Consider the following 19,218-nt stretch of genomic DNA (forward strand, 5'->3'; position numbering starts at 1 on the left):
ACCCCCTCCAACAACACAGTTGCTACAGGGACGTACTTGCGGCGTGTCCTGCGATGGTGGGCGGGCAAGGGCCCTGCGACCAAACCTCAGATCAGTAGCCCTGCAGCCAAGCCTCAGATCAGCAGCCCTACAGTCACACCGCATATCAGCGCTCTGGAGCGTGACCCAGATCATCCGCTCTGCAAAAGCTTGGCGTGAAGTCGTATCCCAGGCAGCCCCTGGCAAGAGTCTGCGCATCCACGCACCCTCAACGGCAGCTCGTATCTCCATCCACCGCCGGCGCCTTCATCCGATAGATGTCCAACTGCCCCGCACGCGGTGCGCGCGCGCTGCCGGTCACCAGCAACTCGCCTGGCTTGGCCGCATCCACCACCGCACCGAAGGTGCGTTCCTGCGGCCCGTTGAACGACAGCGGCACTGCCTGGCCCACGGTGTAATGGCCGTTGCTGCAGGTCGCCAGCAATAACTGGCTGGGACCATTTTGCTGGCCGCGTGCCCATATCAGCCCCCGTCCATCGCCGAGCCAGGCCGCATCCAGCTCGTCGGCAGCGCTGTTGATGTCGCTCAGCGCCACCGGCGCAGCAAAGGCCTGCCCGTCCCAGCGCGCCACGAACAGGTCCATGCCGCCGGCGCCGCCGTGGCCGTCGCTGGCAAACAACAGGCGCGTGCCGTCCAGCGACAGTGTCGGGGAACGCTCGTCGCCGCGGCTGTTGATCGCCGCGCCCAGCGATTGCACCGCACCGATCCGGCCCTGCGCATCCACCGGCGCGCGATACAGGTCGGCGCCTCCGGCACCGCCAGGCAGGGTGGAGGCAAACAGCAGCCAGCGGCCGTCGGCACTGAACAACGGGGAGGTCTCGTCCTGCACGGTGTTGATCGGCAGCACTTCTGCGTTCTGCCAACGCCCACCGCTCAACCGGGCCTGCCACAGATCCCAGCCGCCGGTACCGCCGGCGCGGTCGCTGGCCCAGACGATGCGTTGCCCATCCGGACTCAGCGCGGCGCGCGCCTCGTTGGCCGGCGTGGAGACCACGCCCATGCCTTCAATGCCGAATTCGGCCAGCCCCGATGCGGCCGGGACGCAGAGTAAACTTGCCGCCAGCGCGAGCAGTGTCCATCGAAGTTGCATGCGGTGTTCCTGCCTCAAGTCGCGCACAGTCTAGTCAACCAGAGAGCGTTTCATGCCCGTATCCCGTTATGCCGTGTTCGGTCACCCCGTCGCCCATTCGCTGTCGCCGGCCATCCATGCCGACTTCGGGAAGCAGACCGGCATCGCGCTGGACTACACCGCCATCGACGCACCCCCGGAAGCATTCGCTGCCGCGCTGGGGCGCTTCGCTGACGAAGGCGGCAAGGGCGCGAACGTGACCCTGCCGCTGAAGGAGGCCGCCTGTGCGTTGTCGGCCAGCCTGAGCGATCGCGCGCGTCTGGCCGGTGCGGTCAATACGCTGGTGCGCAACGACGGCCAGTGGCAGGGCGACAACACCGATGGCGCCGGCCTGGTGCGCGATCTCACCGACCGCCACGGGCTGGATCTGCGCGGTCGCCGCGTGCTGCTGCTGGGTGCCGGCGGTGCCGCGCGCGGCGTGGCGCCGGCGCTGCTGGAAGCGGGCATCACCGAAATGGTGGTGGTGAACCGCTCGCCCGAGCGCGCCGATGCCTTGTGCGATGCGCTCGGCGAACCGGGGCGGGTGGTCTCGCGCTACATCGAAGACCTGCGCGACCTGGGCGACTTCGAACTGATCGTCAACGCCACCGCGGCCGGGCGTGATCGCGACGCCGGCGCGTTCGCCATGCCGCTGGGTCTGGTCAACAGCCTCACCGCGGCGGTCGATCTCAATTACGGCGCCACCGCCATTGCCTTCCTGGCCTGGGCACGTGCGGCGCAATGCCGCTACGCCGTCGATGGCCTGGGCATGCTGGTGGAGCAGGCCGCCGAGAGTTTCGCGCTGTGGCATGGCGTGCGCCCGGAGACCGACCCGGTCTACGCCGCGTTGCGCGCGCGCGAGGCCGTGCTGGTCAGTGCCGACTGAGGTGGGCAGCGTCACTGCCACCGATATCCTGCTGACCCTGGTCACCAGCCTGCTGTCGCGCGTGCCGATGCTGATCGCGCTGCTGCTCGGGCTGGTTCTGCTGTGGCGTGCGCCGCAAAGCCCGTTGCGGCGTGCCGGGCTGGCCGCGCTCTGGCTGCTGCTGGGCTGCCTGTTTGCCGAGGTTGCCTTCCAGGCGATTCCGATGCTGTTGCTGCAGCAGGGCAATGTGCGTCAGATCAGCATGGTGGTCAGCATCGCCCACTTCGTGCTGATGGCGGTGCAAGGTGTGGGCATCGGCGTGCTGGTGTGGACGCTGGCAGGCAGCCTGCAACGGATGCCGCCCGCCGCCGGCCCGCGCCCATGATTCCGCTCAAAGCCATCGCGCTGGTGGTGATCGGGCTGGTCAGTGCCGGGCAGGGCGGGTGGACGCTGCTGCATCCGCAGGCGCTGGCCGCGGTCAATCGCGGCGGCCTGCTGTACGAACGCTTCGGGCCCACTGGCGTGGGCGCCGGCATGTTGCTGATGGGCGTCGCAATGGTGGTCATCGGACTGGTCTGGGCGCGCCATGCATGGCCGCGGCGGACGCAAGGCCGCTGACAACGTGAAGCTGCGCTGCCTGCTCGTTGCAGGCGGCGCAGGGTGATTCGGTCGGCATCCATTGCGCGACCCTTCCCGTCAGAACTTGTAGCCAGTGGCCGCCGGCGCTGATCGGATCCGACGCATGCGGTGGCCGTGCAGCGTGCGCACCCGGGAACAGTGTGGCGGTGGCGCCGCCCCGCGCCAGCAAACACGTTCAGCCGAGCGCCGTGCCGGTCGCAGGCGCTGCGCCGGTCCGTGCGAAAATAGCCCGATGAATGAAGTTGCCTCACCGGCCGCGCCATCGGCGCCCGTTCCCACCCAGCGTGTTCTGACCGACCCGATCAAGGCCGGCATCCGCGAGGCTTACGCCAAGCTGCAGGCCAACACGCCCGGCTTTGCCACGCGGCGGGCGCAGAGCCAGATGATCGGCCTGGTCTCGCGCGCGCTGGCCACCTCCGGTGGCATCGGCATTGCCGAGGCGCCTACCGGCGTCGGCAAGAGCCTGGGCTATCTCACCGCCGGCGTGCCGATCGCGCTGGCCACCAAGAAAAAGCTGGTCATCAGCACCGGCACCGTGGCGCTGCAATCGCAGCTGGTGGAGCGCGACATCCCGGCCTTCCTCAAGGCCACCGGCCTGGAAGCCACGGTCGCGCTGGCCAAGGGCCGCACCCGCTACCTGTGCACGCGCAACGCCGCCGAGCTGCAGGGCGAAACCAGCCAGGAAGGCATGTTCGACGACGAACAGGTGCTCTACGACCGCCCGCTCAGCCCGGCCGACGCGGATCTGGCCAAGCGCCTGGCCAAGGCCTACGCCGAGCGCAGCTGGAACGGCGATCTGGACGATGCGCCCGAACAGATCTCGGTACCGCTGCGCCTGCGCATCACCACGCCGGCCTCCGGCTGTGCCGGTCGCCGCTGCAGCTATGCCGCGCAATGCCCGGTGCTGAAGGCGCGTACCGATGTGCGCGAAGCGCAGATCGTGGTCACCAACCATGCACTGCTGCTGTCGTCGCTGTCGCTGGGCGATGCCGAGAATGGCCAGCCATTGATCGCCCCGCCCGCCGACATGCTGCTGGTGCTCGACGAAGGCCACCACATCGCCGGCGTGGCGATCGACCAGGGCGCGGCCAGCCTGCCGCTGGACGAGATGGCCAAGCGCACCGGCCGGTTGCAGATCCTCATCGCCGCCGCCTACCGCGCCGTGGACAAGGACAAGCTCGGCAACCTGCTGCCCAGCGAGGCGATCGAGGTGGCCGCGCGCGTGTCCAAACTGCTCAAGGCCTTCCATGGCGAGGTCGAACGCGTGTGGAAGCCCGAGCCCGGCGAGCGCGATCCGTTGTGGCGTGCGGCCAACGGCAAGCTGCCGCCGCAGTGGGGCCCGGCGATCGAAGAACTCGGCGAAGAAACCCGCGCGCTGTTCAACTGGGTGCATGCCGCACACAGTGCGATCGCCAAGGGCAAGCAGGACGATGCGGCGCGTGAACGCCTGCAGCGCAGCCTCGGCCTGGCCCTGGAGATGGCCGAGCAGCAACACAATCTGTGGAGCGGCTGGCGGCGCGAAGACAAGGAAGGCCAGCCGCCGATGGCGCGCTGGATCACCCTCTCGCGCGATGGCGATCTGATCTGCCATTGCTCGCCGGTGTCGGCTGCGCAGGTGCTGCGCACGATGATCTGGAACGAAGTCGATTCGGTGGTGATGACCTCGGCCACGCTCACCGGCGGCGGCGATTTCCAATCGTTCGCCATCGACAACGGCCTGCCCGATCACGCCGAGATGGCCTCGCTGGCCTCACCATTCGACCTGCCCAACCAGGCCGAGTTGATCGTGCCCAATTTCCCGGTTACCCCCGACGACCGCGAAGGCCACCCGAAGGAAGTCGCGCGTTATCTGGTGCGCGAACTCGACTGGACCGCCAAGGGCAGCATCGTGCTGTTCACCTCGCGCTGGAAGATGGAAAAGGTCGCCGACCTGATGCCGCTGGCGCAGCGCAACCGCGTGCTGGTGCAAGGCGAGGGCAACAAGTCGCAGCTGATCACCGAACACATGCGCCGCATTGCCGCCGGCGAGGGCTCGGTCCTGTTCGGTTTGAACTCCTTCGGCGAAGGCCTGGACCTGCCCGGCGATGCCTGCACCACCGTGGTCATCACCCAGGTACCGTTCGCAGTGCCGACCGACCCGCAGACCTCGACCTTGAGCGAATGGCTGGAAAGCCGCGGCCACAATGCCTTCAACCTGATCGCCATCCCGCACGCGCTGCGCACGCTCACGCAGTTTGCAGGCCGCTTGATCCGCAGCTCCAGTGACCACGGCCGCGTGATCATCCTCGACTCGCGCCTGCTCACGCGCCGCTATGGCAAACGCATCATTGACGCGTTGCCGCCGTTCAAGCGGGTGATCGGGCGTTGATCGATCACTGCTGCATCGGTGCGTGTCTGCATCGATGCAGCCATTGGCGGGTACGCAAGCATCGTCCCTGCGCCGGCAACGCTGCATGATCAACGCATTGCGTCCGCCGCTCGCACACCGATGAGCGCAGTGCCACGATGGCACCGATTGCTGTAGCTGCAGCGGTATCTGCAGATGCAAGGCGCAATGGATGCCTGCTCAGAACGTCAGGCATGACGAAGAACCGTGCTTTTGACGAAGACGTTTGAGCAGTCACCTCGGACGTTGCCAACCTTGCACCGCAACATCCAGTTGGATCTCACCGCACTTTCGTCATGCGTGACGAAGGCGGTCTATCGATAAGGCAAGGATGCAGAGCAGATATTTGCAAGCCATGGCCTAGTCATTTAGCGATCCATATCACGCAACGCAGTCATCATCATGTTCGCCTATCGCAGCGATCATAACTAACGACTTCTCACGCTTCGGTCCGGTGGCCATGATTCAGCTCCCTCAAACGAGCTGACGCCATGCGCCCTGGATCCCTCATGGTGCTAGCCCTGCTAGCCCCGACGCTGATCGCCCCGCCGGTCTTTGCCCAATCTGTCCTGACCCGCGACAACGGCGCCAAGGTCGGTGACAACCAGAATTCGCAGACCGCCGGAGCCAATGGCCCGACCCTGCTGCAGGATGTGCAATTGATCCAGAAGCTGCAGCGCTTCGATCGCGAGCGCATCCCCGAGCGCGTGGTGCATGCACGCGGCACCGGCGTCAAAGGCGAGTTCACCGCCACCGCCGATCTGTCCAGCCTGACCAAGGCCAAGGTGTTCAGTGCCGGCGAAAAGACCCCGGTGTTCGTGCGCTTCTCCTCGGTGGTGCACGGCAACCATTCGCCGGAGACGTTGCGCGACCCGCACGGCTTCGCCACCAAGTTCTATACCAGCGAAGGCAACTGGGATCTGGTCGGCAACAACTTCCCGACCTTCTTCATCCGCGATGCGATCAAGTTCCCCGACATGGTCCACGCGTTCAAGCCGGACCCGCGCACCAACCTGGACGACGATTCGCGCCGCTTCGATTTCTTCTCGCACGTGCCCGAAAGCACCCGCACGCTGACGCTGCTGTACTCCAACGAAGGCACCCCGGCCGGCTATCGCTTCATGGATGGCAACGGCGTGCATGCCTACAAGCTGGTCAATGCCCAGGGCGAAGTGCATTACGTCAAGTTCCACTGGAAGACGCTGCAGGGCATCAAAAACCTCGATCCCAAGCAGGTTGCCGCCGTCCAGGCCAAGGACTACAGCCACCTGACCAACGACCTGGTCGGTGCGATCAAGAAGGGCGACTTCCCGAAGTGGGACCTGTACGTACAGGTGCTCAAGCCGGAAGACCTGGCCAAGTTCGATTTCGATCCGCTGGATGCCACCAAGATCTGGCCGGACGTGCCGGAGCAGAAGGTCGGCCAGATGGTGTTGAACAAGAACGTCGACAACTTCTTCCAGGAAACCGAGCAGGTTGCGATGGCGCCGGCCAACCTGGTGCCGGGTATCGAGCCGTCCGAAGATCGTCTGCTGCAGGGCCGTATCTTCTCCTACGCCGATACCCAGCTGTATCGCGTCGGCACCAATGGTTTGAGCCTGCCGGTGAATCGTCCGCGTGTGGCGGTCAACAACGGCAACCAGGATGGCGAGGCCAATCACGGCCACACCACCAGCGGCGTGAATTACGAGCCGAGCCGTCTGGAGCCGCGTCCGCAGGACACTGCCGCGCGTTACAGCGCGTTGCCGCTGTCGGGCACCACCCAGCAGGCCAAGATCACCCGCGAGCAGAACTTCAAGCAGGCCGGTGAGTTGTATCGGTCCTACAGCAAAAAGGATCGCGCCGATCTGGTGCAGAGTTTCGGCGAGTCGCTGGCCAACACCGATACCGAGAGCAAGCACATCCTGCTGTCGTTCCTGTACAAGGCCGACCCCGAGTACGGCACCGGCGTGACCCGTGTCGCCAAGGGCGACCTGGCCCGGGTCAAGCAGCTGGCTTCCAGCCTGCAGGACTGATCCGCCCACGGCATCGCGGCCTGTGCCGCGGTGCCGTTTTCGCTATCGGGAGAGCCATATGCGCACCTTGCTGTTTCTGATGCTTGGCACCCTGTCTGTGGCTGCCAACGCTGCCTCGCCCACAGCTGCCTCCACCAGCGCCACGACCGCCGCCGCCGACCCGGCGCAGATCAAGCTGCAGTTGCGCGAGTACTTCTTCGACGCGGCACGTGAAGGGCGGCAGGACATGCTCGCCGAGTTCATTCGCTCGCACTACGACCTCAACACCCGCGACGAGAAGGGCTACACCGCCCTGATCCTGGCCGCCTATCACGGCCAGCGCCCGGCAGTGGAGCAGTTGCTCAGCGCCGGCGCCGACCCCTGCGCGCAGGACAAGCGCGGCAACACTGCGCTGATGGGCGCGATCTTCAAGGGCGAGCTGGGCATCGCCAAGCGGCTGATGCAGGCCGACTGCGCGCCGGACCAGCGCAACAATGCCGGGCAGACCGCGGCGATGTATGCAGCGCTGTTCCAGCGGACCGACGTGCTCAAGGACCTGGCCGCCAAGGGCGCGGATCTCAGCCTCAAGGATGGGCAGGGCAATGATGTGACCAGGCTGCAACGCGGCGAGTTCGCGACGACCCCGGCGCGCTGAGCGCGCCTGTCATGCGTGGCGGGGCAGGCGTGCGTGATGCCAAGCGTGCGTGGTGCCAGGCGTCAGCAAGCTTGCACAGGCGCCATGCGGCCGATGCCGGCGTGAGCCAACGGCGATGCTTGCTGCAGCGTGCCGTGCCGCAATGCACCTGGTGCACAGGCCAGTCGCCTGCAGGCCGCAGCCGAGCGGATTGCACACCTAGCGCTCGGCCGTCTTCGAAGCGCTGTCGGTGGTTGCGACGGCAGCTCCGTCCCGGTGGCCGTCGGATGAGTCGCTGATCGCCATCGCCTGAGTCCTGCACCTCGATATCCGGAGCCTTGGCGGCCTCGCTTGCAGCACCCCATCGCGCGCGCTGACGCCACCGGTGCTATGACCACCGACGTGGTTCGAAGGTCAGCCATTGCGCACCGAGCGCACCGCATCCTCGCTCTTAGATCGGCTGGTCGCGCGTCGACTTACTCAATCTGCCTTCAGCACCTGCCGAGAAGCGCAGCCATCGCCCCCGCCAGGTTCGGAGGTCAGCCATCGTGCACCGAGCGCAGTGAATCGTCGCTCCCGGATCGGCTAGTGGCTCGCCGACCTGCTCAATTTGTCTCCATGACCCGCCAAAAAGTGCAGCCACCGCCTCCGCCGGTTTTCTGCCGCAGGCGCGTTGGATCTCTGGCGGTGGTGGTGATTTTTCCACCATTGCGTCAGGAGTCTCCTGACGTGAAAACCTTTGTGCGCCAAGGCTTTGACATAAGTCTGAGCGCGCGCTGACTTGCCTGAAATTTGTTTGGAAAAACCGCAAAAAACAGTTCAAGAAAGCGCTGCGAACGCCGATGCTTCCGCTATCGCACACTGGAACCCCCGGACCATGAAGCTCGATCCCTCCATCCCTTTCCTGATGTCCCTGCTGGCCATGGTGCTGTGCACCGCCACTGCCGTGGTCGCCCTGGTGTTCGGTCAGGTACACGTGCTGGCCACGTCGTGGAGCTTCTACACCGTGCTGGGCACTGCCCTGATCACTCTGGTCGCTTCGTACCATGCGCTCGGCAAGCCGCTGAGTGCCGAAGAGCGTGTGGGCTTCCGCAACCCGTAACTGCAGATCCTGTCCAGGCGCAGTGCAAGACGCCAGCACTGGACGACACAAGCTCCGATCGTCACTGACGATGCACCGCGTTCGCTCGACATGGCGAACGCATACGCACTGCACATCCTGCAGCGATGCCGCCCGATAACGCGCGCACCTGGCGAGCGAGGGCAACGACCGCAGCGCCACCGCGATTTTTCGTCTCTTCCGATGGCAGAGATAGTCGCGAAGCTGGACGCCGAAACGCGTTACCAGCGGGCTTCATCAACGCGCGTCATGCCGAAATTCGCCAACCCGTACGGGTCGATCACATGGCGCAGTGAACCGGCTATCGACCAGCGGGTTCCGGCAGGGCTGCCTTGCAGGACGCCATGCCGCGCTGCGGCAGATTCATCGACGCCCGTGTAAGCTGTTGATCCTGCTCCGCATTCCGATGGCTGCTTGCTGCGGCCACATGTCGATGACCGCTTCCGCCGATCGCTACGCCGCCTCCCTGCGCCTGTCCGTTGCTCCGATGATGGACTGGACCGACCGCCATTGCCGGGTCTTCCATCGCCTGCTGGCACCTTCGGCGCGGCTATATACCGAGATGGTGCACGCCAATGCGGTGATCCATGGCGATCGCGCGCGGTTGATCGGCTTCGATCCGGTCGAACATCCTGTGGCGCTGCAACTGGGCGGTAGCGAGCCGACGCTGCTTGCGCAGGCCGCAGCGATCGCGCAGGAATGGGGCTATGACGAGATCAACCTCAATTGCGGCTGCCCGTCCGATCGGGTGCAGGCCGGGCGCTTCGGTGCCTGCCTGATGCGCGAGCCGGCGCTGGTTGCCGACTGTGTCGCCGCCATGTGTGCGGCGACCTCGCTGCCGGTCACGGTCAAATGCCGCCTCGGCGTGGACGATGACGACGACTACGCGGTGTTCGCCAGCTTCGTCGATCAGGTGGTCGCAGCCGGCGCAGCCATGGTGGTGGTGCATGCCCGCAACGCGTGGCTCAAAGGCCTGTCGCCCAAGGAAAACCGCGAAGTGCCGCCGCTGCGTTACGACTGGGCGTATCGCCTCAAGCAGGAGCGCCCCGCGTTGCCGCTGGTCCTCAATGGCGGCATTGCGGCGGTGGAGACCGCCATTGAGCATTTGCAACAGACCGACGGCGTCATGCTCGGCCGCGCCGCCTACCACGACCCCTACGTGCTGCATCGCCTGGATGCGGCCCTGAACCAGCGCGCGGAGCAGCCGCGCGACGGATTGCTGCGCGCCTTGCGGCCCTACGTCGAGTCCCAACTGGAACGCGGCCTGGCGCTGAAGCATATGACCCGGCACGTGCTGGGGCTGTTCCATGGCCAGCCGGGTGGACGCGCGTTCCGGCAGGTCCTGAGCGAGGGCGCACACCGGCCTGGTGCCGCTTGGGATCTGGTCGAGCAGGCCTTGCAGCGCACTGACACCCAGGGCTGGCGCGTGGTGGCCTGAACTGGCCTACTGCTTGCATTACCTGAACCGGCATACCCGATGTCTGGATTTGGCAGGGAGCCGCCTGTCAGGTACGGCGACGAAAAAATCCGATGCTGAAGTCCTTCCATGTGCGTCCCGGATTCATTTCACTGAACGGCGTTAACACAAAGCTAAAAAGTTCAGATGGGATTCACCCCGAAAAATCAAGAATTTGGGTCTATTCTCGGGTTCGACCATGCGGTACTCGGTGGCCGTCTTCACGAATTTTGAATGTTCCTGAACAACCCGCTAGGATTCATTGTGACCCAGCCCTTCTGCCGCGCCCGCTATGTTGTCCTGGTTGCCCTCGGGGTCGCCATGGCAGCGCCGTTGGCATGGGGACAGGGGTATCCGATGTCGCATGCAGGGCGCGAAGCGTTGCCGCCGTCCGCGCGCGGCAACGGGCGCACGCTCTCGGACACCATCCGGCAGGTGCAGCGGTCCACCGGTGGACAGATTCTCAGCGCCGAGCGTGTGCCGTTCGACGGGGGCAATCTCAACCGGATCAAGTACATGAAGGATGGCCGCGTGCATACCGTGTACGAGTCGGAGCAGATGCAGGCCACGCCGCCGCGCAGCCAGGCTCAGCCAGGTGCGCCACCACGCGACGATAACCACTAGACGTAGATAGTTCTGCGTTCAGCCTTATAAATTCCCCGGCCATTGGCCGACAACGTAACTAGGGAGAGTGCATGCGTATCCTTTTGGTCGAAGACGAAGCTCCGCTGCGCGAGACACTTGCCGCGCGCCTGAAGCGTGAAGGCTTTGCTGTCGACGCTGCACAAGACGGCGAAGAAGGTCTGTACATGGGCCGCGAAGTCCCGTTCGATGTCGGCATCATCGACCTCGGCTTGCCCAAGATGTCAGGCATGGAGCTGATCAAGGCGCTGCGCGACGAGGGCAAGAAATTCCCGGTGCTGATCCTGACCGCGCGTTCGAGCTGGCAGGACAAGGTCGAAGGCCTCAAGCAGGGTGCCGACGATTACCTGGTCAAGCCGTTCCATGTGGAAGAGTTGCTGGCGCGCGTCAATGCGCTGCTGCGACGCGCTGCGGGCTGGAGCAAGCCGACCCTGGAATGCGGCCCGGTTGCCCTGGATCTGGCAGCGCAGACGGTCAGCGTCAATGGCGCCAACGTGGATCTGACCAGTTACGAGTACAAGGTGCTCGAATACCTGATGATGCATGCCGGCGAACTGGTCTCCAAGGCCGATCTGACCGAGCACATCTACCAGCAGGATTTCGATCGCGATTCGAACGTGCTAGAAGTTTTCATCGGCCGCCTGCGCAAGAAGCTCGATCCCGATGGTGAGCTCAAGCCGATCGAGACCGTGCGTGGCCGCGGCTACCGTTTCGCCATTCCGCGTACCGAAGGCTGAGTCCGCGCGTCGGCAAACAGGAAGATCAGGTGCCGGGCCGCTCCAAGTGGTATAGACGCTGGCGGCCGCGCTCCCTGCAGGCCCGCCAGCTGCTGGCCGCCAGCCTCAGTCTGGTGGCTTTCCTGGCGCTGGCGGGTTATGCGCTGGACGTGGCGTTCGCCGACACCGCTGAAAAGAATCTGCGCGAGCGGCTGAAGAACTACGCCTCTGCGTACGCAGCCAATATCGATTTCGTCCGCGACGGCTCGCTGTACATCGGCGGCCAGCCACCGGATCCGCGTTTCGATGTGCCCGGCGGCGGGCTGTACGTGGAAGTCGTGCGCCCGGATGAAAGCTGGACCTCGATGTCGGCCGAGGGGCCGAACATTCCGCACGGGCGCATGCTCGAGCCGCGCCAGGAAGAATTCATCGGCCCGCTGGAGATGACCCAGATCGACGGCAGCGTCGGCCAGTTGTACCGCTACGGCCTGGGTGTGAGCTACGTCGAGCGCGAACACGGCGGCGAGATTCCGTACACCATCTACGTGATGGAAGACGCGCGCTCGATGGGCGCGCAGCTGCGCGTGTTCCGTGGCGCGGTGTGGTTCTATCTCGGCAGTGCCGGCGTGGTGCTGCTGGTGCTGCAGGCCTTCATCCTGCAATGGAGCCTGCGTCCGCTGCGGCGGGTCATCAACGAGTTGACCAAGGTGCAGCGCGGCGAGATCCAGCGCATGAGCGAGCAGCATCCGCGCGAGCTGGAGCCGCTGACCGAAAGCATCAACGCCTTCATCGAGAGTGAGCGCGACAATCTGGACCGCCAGCGCAATACGCTGGCCGATCTGGCACACAGCCTCAAGACGCCGATCGCGGTGTTGCGCACCCAGCTCGATAGCGGCCAGTCCGAGCGCGATCTGCACGAGGAAATGGACGTGCAGCTGCGCCGCATGAACGACCTGGTGTCCTACCAGCTCGCACGCGCGGCCTCCAGCGGCCACAAGCTGTTTGCCGCACCTTTGCCGATCGAGTCGACCGCCGAAGAAATCGTGCGCGGGCTGGAAAAGGTCTATTCGGTCAAGGGCGTGTTGTGCGAGTTCGATATTTCGCCCGACGCGCGCTTTCATGGGGAGCCGGGCGATCTGCAGGAATTGCTGGGCAACCTGCTGGAAAACGGCTTCAAGTGGGCGCGCAGCCGCGTGCTGCTGACCGCGCAGCCCGGTCCCACCACTGGCAGCCGTCGCGCCGGATTGATCCTGTCGGTGGAAGACGATGGCCCCGGTATCGCGCCGGAAGATGTGGCCAAGATCCTTCAGCGTGGCGTGCGTGGCGACGAACGCGTGCAAGGCCACGGCATCGGCATGTCGATCGTGCAAGATCTGATCAAGGCCTACCGCGGCGAGCTGCAGGTGGTGCGCTCGCAGGAACTGGGCGGCGCCCGTTTCGACGTGACCTTGCCGCCGGGACTGTGACCGGCATGGGTTGCGGAATGAACCCATGGTCAACGTCGCAGCGCGCTCCGACAACCGTTTAACCCCCTGCGTGTTGGCGTGACCATACTGGGCCGGTTGCAGGCCGCTGCGATGGAGAGCCGCATGTTCGAGCGCAATGCACAGATGCACTGGCTGAGCGCACATCCGGTGGGCACGCGCCGCCACCACCGATGGCAGCTGACGTGGCTTCTCGCGGGTTGCGTCTTCGCTATGTCGTGCAGTGCTGCCAATCCAGCACTGACGCCGACCCAGACACGCTGGCTGCAGCGTGCCACCTACGGTGTGGATGCCGATAGCGCAGCGCAACTGCAGCGGCTCGGCCCCAAGCGCTACGGCAGGTCGCTGTTGCAGGCCAGCGACGATGCGGCACTGCCAGCGCCGATCCGTGCCCAACTGCAGCACTTCGATGCGCTGCATACGCCCTTGCTGACCTTGCTGACGCAGTACGAGGCCGACAAGATCCGCCTGCAAGGCATGCCCGATGGCGACGAAAAGACCGCCTTGCGCAAGGCGTGGCAGGCGCGTGGCGGGCAGATGCTGACCCAGGCGCGTCAGGCGCAGCTGCTGCGTGCGGTGTATGCGCCGGAACAGGTGCATGAGCAGCTGGTGTGGTTCTGGCTCAATCATTTCAGCGTGTACGCCGACAAGGGGCGCGTGAAATGGATGGCGGCCGATTACATGGAAAACGCGATCCGCCCACATGCCACCGGCAAGTTCGCCGACCTGGTGATGGCGACGCTGGAAAGCCCGGCGATGCTGGAGTACCTGGACAACGCCAAGAACGCCAAGGGCAAGGTCAACGAAAATTACGCACGCGAACTGATGGAACTGCACACGCTGGGCGTGCACGGCGGTTACAGCCAGCAGGATGTGCAGCAACTGGCGCTGATCCTTACCGGCGCCGGCCTGGTGCCGGTCAGGGCCGAGGGCGCTCCGCCCTTGTCGATTGCCGCGCCGGGGCAGCCACCGGTGGTGCGCAAGGGGCTGTTCGAATTCAATCCTGCGCGTCATCAACCTGGCGACAAGACCTTGCTGGGCCAGCGCATCGCCGCCGGCGGCCTGGATGAGATCGCGCGTGCGGTGCAGTTGCTGGTGCGGCAGCCGGCATGCGCCCATTTCATTTCGCAGCGTTTGGCCGAGTACTTTGTCAGCGACACGCCGCCGGCCGCGCTGGTCGAGCGCATGGCGAACACGTTTCAACGCAGCGATGGCGATATCGCCAAGGTGATGCAGGCCATGCTGGACGCGCCGGAATTTGCGCAGGCGCAACCGCGCAAGTTCAAGGATCCGAATCGGTTCGTGGTCTCGGCGATGCGGCTGGCGTACGAGGGCCAGCCGGTGGTCAATGCCGCGCCGATGGTGAGCTGGGTGCAGCAACTCGGCGAGCCGGTGTTCGGGCGTATCACCCCCGATGGATGGTCGCTGCAATCGCAGGCATGGACCAGCTCCGGGCAACTGGCGCGGCGTTTCGAGGTGGCGCGTGCGTTGGGTGGCGGACCCAAGCAATTGTTCCGCTTGGATGGCGATAACGACACGCCACTGCCGGCGCTGACGCAGATCGACACGCGTCCGTCGTATCGCTGGATTGCACCGTCGCTTTCCAGTGGCACGCGTGAGGCACTGAACCAGGCGCGTTCGCCTGCGGAATGGAACGGATTTCTGCTGTCATCGCCGGACTTCAACTATCGCTGATTCGAAGGTCACCGAGGCAACGGCTGTCGATTCAACACCCGCCGATTCAACACCCGCTGTTTCAACGTTCGACCAGCGATCACCGCCATGGGAGTGCATCATGCAACGACGTCAATTTCTGCTTGCCTCTGCAGCGGCCGCAAGTCTGCCCTGGAGCGGTCGCCTGTTTGCTGCGCCGCGCGACAGCGCGCGCATGCTGGTGGTGTTTCTGCGCGGCGGCTACGACAGCAACAATCTGCTGGTGCCGCATGCCAGCGATTTTTATTATCAGGCGCGTCCGACCCTGGCGATTGCGCGGCCGGATGCGGCCAATGCGAACAGTGCCATTGCGCTGGATACGCAATGGGGGCTCAACCCGGTGATGCGCGATGCGCTGCTGCCGCTATGGCAACGCCAGCAGCTGGCGTTCGTGCCGTTTGCCGGCACCGACGATCTGTCGCGCAGTCACTTCGAAACCCAGGACGACATCGAATCCGGGCAGGCCGGCACGCAGCGCCGCGATTATCGTTCCGGCTTCATGGCGCGCCTGTCGGGCGTGCTCAGCGGAGTACCGGCGATTGCCTTCACCGATTCGCTGCCGCTGACGTTTCAAGGCGGCGGCGACCTGCCCAACGTGTCGTTGCGGGGCATCGGCAAGGGCGGTATGGATGCGCGACAGGCGCAGATCCTGTCGCAGATGTACGACGCAACGCCGCTGGCAGCGGCCGCGCGCGAAGGTCTGGCGCTGCGTCAGCAGGTCACCGCGCAGCTGCGCGAAGAGATGGAGCAGGCCGGTCGCGGCGCCGCCAGCGCGCGCACCTTCGCCGACGAAACCCGGCGCATGGCGAGCCTGATGCGCGAGCGTTATCGGCTGGGATTTGTCGATGTCGGCGGCTGGGACACGCACGCCAACCAGGGCAGTGTCGAAGGCGGCCTGGCCAACAATCTGCGCAATCTGGGCGAAGGGCTGGCCGCATACGCCGACGCCCTTGGGGCCGGCATGGAAGGACACCGTGGTGGTGGTGCTGTCCGAGTTCGGCCGCACCTTCCGCGAGAACGGCAGCAAGGGCACCGATCACGGGCACGGCACCACGTACTGGGTGCTGGGCGGCAGCGTGCGCGGTGGCCGGATCGCGGGCGAGCAGGTCGCCGTTGCGCAGGCGCAGCTGCTGCAGAACCGCGATTATCCAGTGCTCACCAATTACCGCAGCCTGTTCGGCGGTCTGTTGAGTCGGTTGTGGGGATTGTCGCCTGCGCAGCTGGAACGGGTGTTTCCCGGGGCCAGGCCGCGCGATCTTGGGCTGGTATGAGTGCGTGGCAGTGCGTTGATGAGGGCGGTCCGTCTGCGTGCGGACCTGTGCGGCATCGCGCATTGGTGCGGTGGGCAACACAGGCGATCGACACGCACGACAGCATTGCATCAGGCCATCCCGATGCCTGCTGCAATGTCACCGCACCATCAGCGCCGCGCTGAAGACGCAAATGGCGAAGGCCCATAGAAACGCGTCAACTGCACAGCAACATCCGGCATGACGCGCGCCAGCAGCTGCGGTGCGGAGAAGTGGTATTCGCTGACGACCGCGAAGAATTCTTCCGGTGCTTCGGCGGCATACGGGTCGATCTCGGTGTCCTCGCCGGCATCGACGCGCTGGCAGAAGGCGTCGAAGGCCTGCTGGAAATCGCGTGCCCAGGCGCGCTGCGCATCGCGCGGCAGCGGCGGAGTGCCGTCGAGGGCGCCATCGAGTGCATCGAGCTTGTGCGCCATCTCATGCACGATCACGTTGAAGCCGGCCTGCGGGTCGTCCAGGTCGGCCTGCACGTCGGCCCAGCTGACGATCAGCGGGCCTTGTTCCCAGGCCTCGCCGATCAGGGTATCGTCCCAGGCATGCATCACCCCGGCCGCATCCACATGCGTGCGCTGCACGCGGAACGCGTCCGGGTAGACGATCAGTTGCGACCAGCCACGCCAGCCGGCCGCGCCGATGTTCAGCAGCGGCAGGCAGCAGCTGGCAGCCAGCAGGACGCAATCGTGCGGCTGCAGCTGCAGCCCGCCGAGCGGTGAAATGGTCTTTTGCTGCAGGAACTGCGCGGTCAGGGCACGCAGACGGTGCTGGCGGGGCAGGTCGAGCGCAGCGATCCAGCCGCAGCGGCGGCTGGCCGCAACCCATAGCGCATCAGGAATATCGAGCGGCGGCCGGCGCAGCCGGCGCAACAACCACTGGATCAGCGGAACATGCCCGGCAGGAAGCTATGCCAGCGCGGCATCGTGCGCATGCGGGGGAACAGCCCGTCGCCGTCGCTGCCGCCGCCGCCGGTGGCTGGCGCGGGCTTGTGCGCCGGAGCGCGTGCCGGGGCTGCCGGGTCGCTGTTGGGGGTCCTGCCGCGTGCCGCCGAGTTGCTGCTGACGCAGCTCTCATGATCGCCATCGGCCAGCGGGTCCGATGCCAGCGCGGCAAGCGGAGCCAACAACAACAGCAGGCAAACCGTGATTCGGCGCATCGTCCACATCCAGGGCAAGCAGCGTGAGTCGCCGATCATAACGTGCTTCTCACTCCCGCACGCAAGCCAGGCTGGGCGGGTGGGAACGCTTGGCGCATACTTTCGCGGATCGATTTGGGGACCTTGCCGTGGATGACCGCGCTTTGCTGGCCAAACTTGCGAGCGGCCGGCTATCCGGCGATGCGTTGGCACGCGATGCCGGGCTGACCCGTGCGGCGGTGTGGAAGCGGATCCAGCATCTGCGCGCGGCCGGGGTCGACATCGAAGGCCGGGCCGGGGACGGCTACCGCCTGGCGGCACCGCTGGACCTGCTGGACGAGGCGCGCATTCGTGCGGCGCTGTCGGCCGATGCGCTGGCAGGCCTGGCTGCGCTGGAGGTCGCCTGGACGCTGGAGTCCACCAATACCAGCTTGCTGGCGCGTCCGGCGCCGGAGCAGGGCGTGGCGGTGCTGCTGGCCGAGCGGCAGACCGGCGGGCGTGGCCGGCGCGGACGCCAATGGACTTCGCCGCTGGGCGCACACATCTATCTCTCGGCCTCGCGCCGGTTCAGCGGTGGGCTGGGGCAGTTGGCCGGGCTCAGCCTGGCCGTGGGCGTGGCGGTGGCCGAGGCCTTGCGTGATTGCGGCTTTGCCGATGTCGGGCTGAAGTGGCCCAACGATCTGCTGGCGCGCGAGCGCAAGCTGGGCGGCCTGCTGATCGAAGGCGGCGGCGAAATGGCCGGCAACGCGCGCGCGGTGATCGGGCTGGGTTTGAACGTGCATATGCCGGCCGCCGCCGCCGCTGCGATCGACCAACCATGGGTGGATCTGGATACGCTGGCCGGCTGCGCGGTGTCGCGCGCGACCGTGGTGGCTGCGGTGATATCCGCGTTGCTGCCGGCGCTGGCGCTGTTCGAGGCGCAGGGGCTGGCGCCGTTCCTGAGCCGCTATGCGGCCCTGGACGTCTTGCGCGGCCGCGCGGTGCAGGTCGAAGAGGCCGGCACCCGGCATCACGGCATTGCGCTTGGCCTGGCAGCCGACGGCGCGTTGCGGGTGCAACTGGGCGAGACGGTGCGGCTGTTCCACTCCGGAGAAGTGAGCGTGAGACCTGCATGAGCGAGTGGCTGTTCGACCTGGGGAATTCGCGGTTCAAGTACGCACCGCTGCAGGGCGACCGCGCAGGCGATGTGCAGGCCTGGCCGCACGGTGCCGAGGCGATGGATGCGGCCGCATTGGCGGCGCTGCCCACCGGGCGCATTGCGCACGTGGCCAGCGTGGCCGCGCCGGCGTTGACGCAGCGCATGCTCGGCTGCCTGCGCGAGCGTTTCGAACAGGTGCGCATCGTGCGGACCGTGGCCGAATGCGCCGGCATCCGCATCGCCTACGCAGACCCAAGCCGCTTCGGGGTCGATCGCTTCCTGGCGCTGCTGGGCGCACGCCGCGACGCACCGGTGCTGGTGGCCGGCGTGGGCACCGCGTTGACCATCGATGTACTCGGCGCCGATGGGCAGCACCACGGCGGCCGCATCGCCGCCTCGCCGACCACCATGCGCGAGGCGCTGCATGCGCGCGCTGTGCAGTTGCCGGCCAGTGGCGGGACCTATGTCGAGCTGGCCGACGACACCGACGACGCATTGACCTCCGGCTGCGATGGCGCCGCGGTGGCGCTGATCGAGCGCAGCCTGCAGCACGCGCAACGCAGTCTGGGCGTGCCGGTGCGGCTGCTGGTGCACGGGGGCGGTGCGCCGCCGTTGCTGCCGTTGCTGCCCGATGCCAGCTTCCGCGCTGCGCTGGTGCTGGACGGGCTGGCGACCTGGGCGAGATCCGCGTCTGCGCCTTGAACGGCGAGCCACGCGTTCGCACGGCCACGCGGTGGGTGCGGCCGGGAGACGGAATCGGTCGGCCGCGCTCGTACACTGCGCCCACTGCCTGGCGTGGGCAGCAAGCCAACCAGCGCTCGCCGGTTGTGACTGCCCGCGCTTAG

Annotated in this window: 17 protein-coding genes and 1 pseudogene; 15 read left to right on the forward strand and 3 right to left on the reverse strand. The window is 66.1% G+C overall.

Annotated features, from left to right (window positions below):
- Positions 1-247: 247 nt before the first annotated feature.
- A complete protein-coding gene (locus LL972_RS19170) occupies positions 248-1,129 on the reverse strand; it encodes a TolB family protein (protein WP_228328940.1) in 882 nt (293 codons plus the stop codon).
- A 52-nt stretch (positions 1,130-1,181) separates the two neighbouring features.
- Here LL972_RS19170 and aroE point away from each other — a divergent pair, with 52 nt between their 5' ends.
- From aroE to LL972_RS19235, 13 genes and pseudogenes are all read left to right on the forward strand, one after another.
- On the forward strand, positions 1,182-2,033 hold the full coding sequence (gene aroE, locus LL972_RS19175) for a shikimate dehydrogenase (protein ID WP_228328941.1): 852 nt from the start codon (positions 1,182-1,184) through the stop codon (positions 2,031-2,033).
- Positions 2,023-2,397 (forward strand): hypothetical protein, encoded by a 375-nt coding sequence (locus tag LL972_RS19180; RefSeq protein ID WP_228328942.1) that lies wholly within the window; start codon positions 2,023-2,025, stop codon positions 2,395-2,397. The genes aroE and LL972_RS19180 overlap by 11 nt, the downstream gene beginning before the upstream one ends.
- The gene (locus tag LL972_RS19185) at positions 2,394-2,630 is read left to right on the forward strand and encodes a hypothetical protein (RefSeq protein WP_228328943.1); all 237 of its coding nucleotides are present in this window, start codon (positions 2,394-2,396) and stop codon (positions 2,628-2,630) included. The genes LL972_RS19180 and LL972_RS19185 overlap by 4 nt, the downstream gene beginning before the upstream one ends.
- Positions 2,631-2,883: 253 nt before the next feature.
- On the forward strand, positions 2,884-5,019 hold the full coding sequence (gene dinG, locus LL972_RS19190; RefSeq protein ID WP_228328944.1) for an ATP-dependent DNA helicase DinG: 2,136 nt from the start codon (positions 2,884-2,886) through the stop codon (positions 5,017-5,019).
- 527 nt (positions 5,020-5,546) lie between these two features.
- Complete coding sequence (katB, locus tag LL972_RS19195; protein WP_228328945.1) at positions 5,547-7,052, forward strand: catalase KatB; 1,506 nt, start codon at positions 5,547-5,549, stop codon at positions 7,050-7,052.
- A gap of 58 nt (positions 7,053-7,110) precedes the next feature.
- Positions 7,111-7,686, forward strand: coding sequence for an ankyrin repeat domain-containing protein (locus LL972_RS19200; RefSeq protein ID WP_228328946.1), 576 nt, complete (start codon positions 7,111-7,113; stop codon positions 7,684-7,686).
- 856 nt (positions 7,687-8,542) lie between these two features.
- On the forward strand, positions 8,543-8,767 hold the full coding sequence (locus LL972_RS19205) for a hypothetical protein (RefSeq protein WP_016902784.1): 225 nt from the start codon (positions 8,543-8,545) through the stop codon (positions 8,765-8,767).
- 451 nt (positions 8,768-9,218) lie between these two features.
- A complete protein-coding gene (gene dusA, locus LL972_RS19210) occupies positions 9,219-10,223 on the forward strand; it encodes a tRNA dihydrouridine(20/20a) synthase DusA (RefSeq protein ID WP_228328947.1) in 1,005 nt (334 codons plus the stop codon).
- A 252-nt stretch (positions 10,224-10,475) separates the two neighbouring features.
- Positions 10,476-10,865, forward strand: coding sequence for a hypothetical protein (locus LL972_RS19215; protein WP_323134233.1), 390 nt, complete (start codon positions 10,476-10,478; stop codon positions 10,863-10,865).
- Positions 10,866-10,936: 71 nt separating this feature from the next.
- The gene (locus tag LL972_RS19220) at positions 10,937-11,620 is read left to right on the forward strand and encodes a response regulator transcription factor (protein ID WP_002808458.1); all 684 of its coding nucleotides are present in this window, start codon (positions 10,937-10,939) and stop codon (positions 11,618-11,620) included.
- A gap of 74 nt (positions 11,621-11,694) precedes the next feature.
- A complete protein-coding gene (locus LL972_RS19225; protein ID WP_024939071.1) occupies positions 11,695-13,065 on the forward strand; it encodes an ATP-binding protein in 1,371 nt (456 codons plus the stop codon).
- Positions 13,066-13,188: 123 nt separating this feature from the next.
- The gene (locus LL972_RS19230) at positions 13,189-14,778 is read left to right on the forward strand and encodes a DUF1800 domain-containing protein (protein ID WP_429002200.1); all 1,590 of its coding nucleotides are present in this window, start codon (positions 13,189-13,191) and stop codon (positions 14,776-14,778) included.
- A 100-nt stretch (positions 14,779-14,878) separates the two neighbouring features.
- Positions 14,879-16,067 (forward strand): annotated as a pseudogene (locus LL972_RS19235) (DUF1501 domain-containing protein).
- A 149-nt stretch (positions 16,068-16,216) separates the two neighbouring features.
- Here the strand turns inward: LL972_RS19235 and LL972_RS19240 are convergent.
- Positions 16,217-16,972 (reverse strand): zinc-dependent peptidase, encoded by a 756-nt coding sequence (locus LL972_RS19240; protein ID WP_228328948.1) that lies wholly within the window; start codon positions 16,970-16,972, stop codon positions 16,217-16,219.
- An 8-nt stretch (positions 16,973-16,980) separates the two neighbouring features.
- Positions 16,981-17,295 carry a hypothetical protein gene (locus LL972_RS19245; protein ID WP_228328949.1) on the reverse strand — a complete coding sequence of 105 codons (315 nt, stop codon included), beginning with the start codon at positions 17,293-17,295 and terminating at the stop codon, positions 16,981-16,983.
- A gap of 50 nt (positions 17,296-17,345) precedes the next feature.
- Between LL972_RS19245 and birA the strand changes: the two genes are divergently transcribed.
- A complete protein-coding gene (gene birA / locus LL972_RS19250) occupies positions 17,346-18,350 on the forward strand; it encodes a bifunctional biotin--[acetyl-CoA-carboxylase] ligase/biotin operon repressor BirA (RefSeq protein ID WP_266104703.1) in 1,005 nt (334 codons plus the stop codon).
- The gene (locus LL972_RS19255; protein ID WP_228328951.1) at positions 18,347-19,075 is read left to right on the forward strand and encodes a type III pantothenate kinase; all 729 of its coding nucleotides are present in this window, start codon (positions 18,347-18,349) and stop codon (positions 19,073-19,075) included. Before birA ends, LL972_RS19255 begins: the two co-directional genes overlap by 4 nt.
- Positions 19,076-19,218: the final 143 nt, after the last annotated feature.

Origin of the sequence: Xanthomonas campestris pv. asclepiadis, from assembly GCF_020784175.1 — a bacterium.
GTDB classification, from domain to species: domain Bacteria; phylum Pseudomonadota; class Gammaproteobacteria; order Xanthomonadales; family Xanthomonadaceae; genus Xanthomonas; species Xanthomonas campestris_D.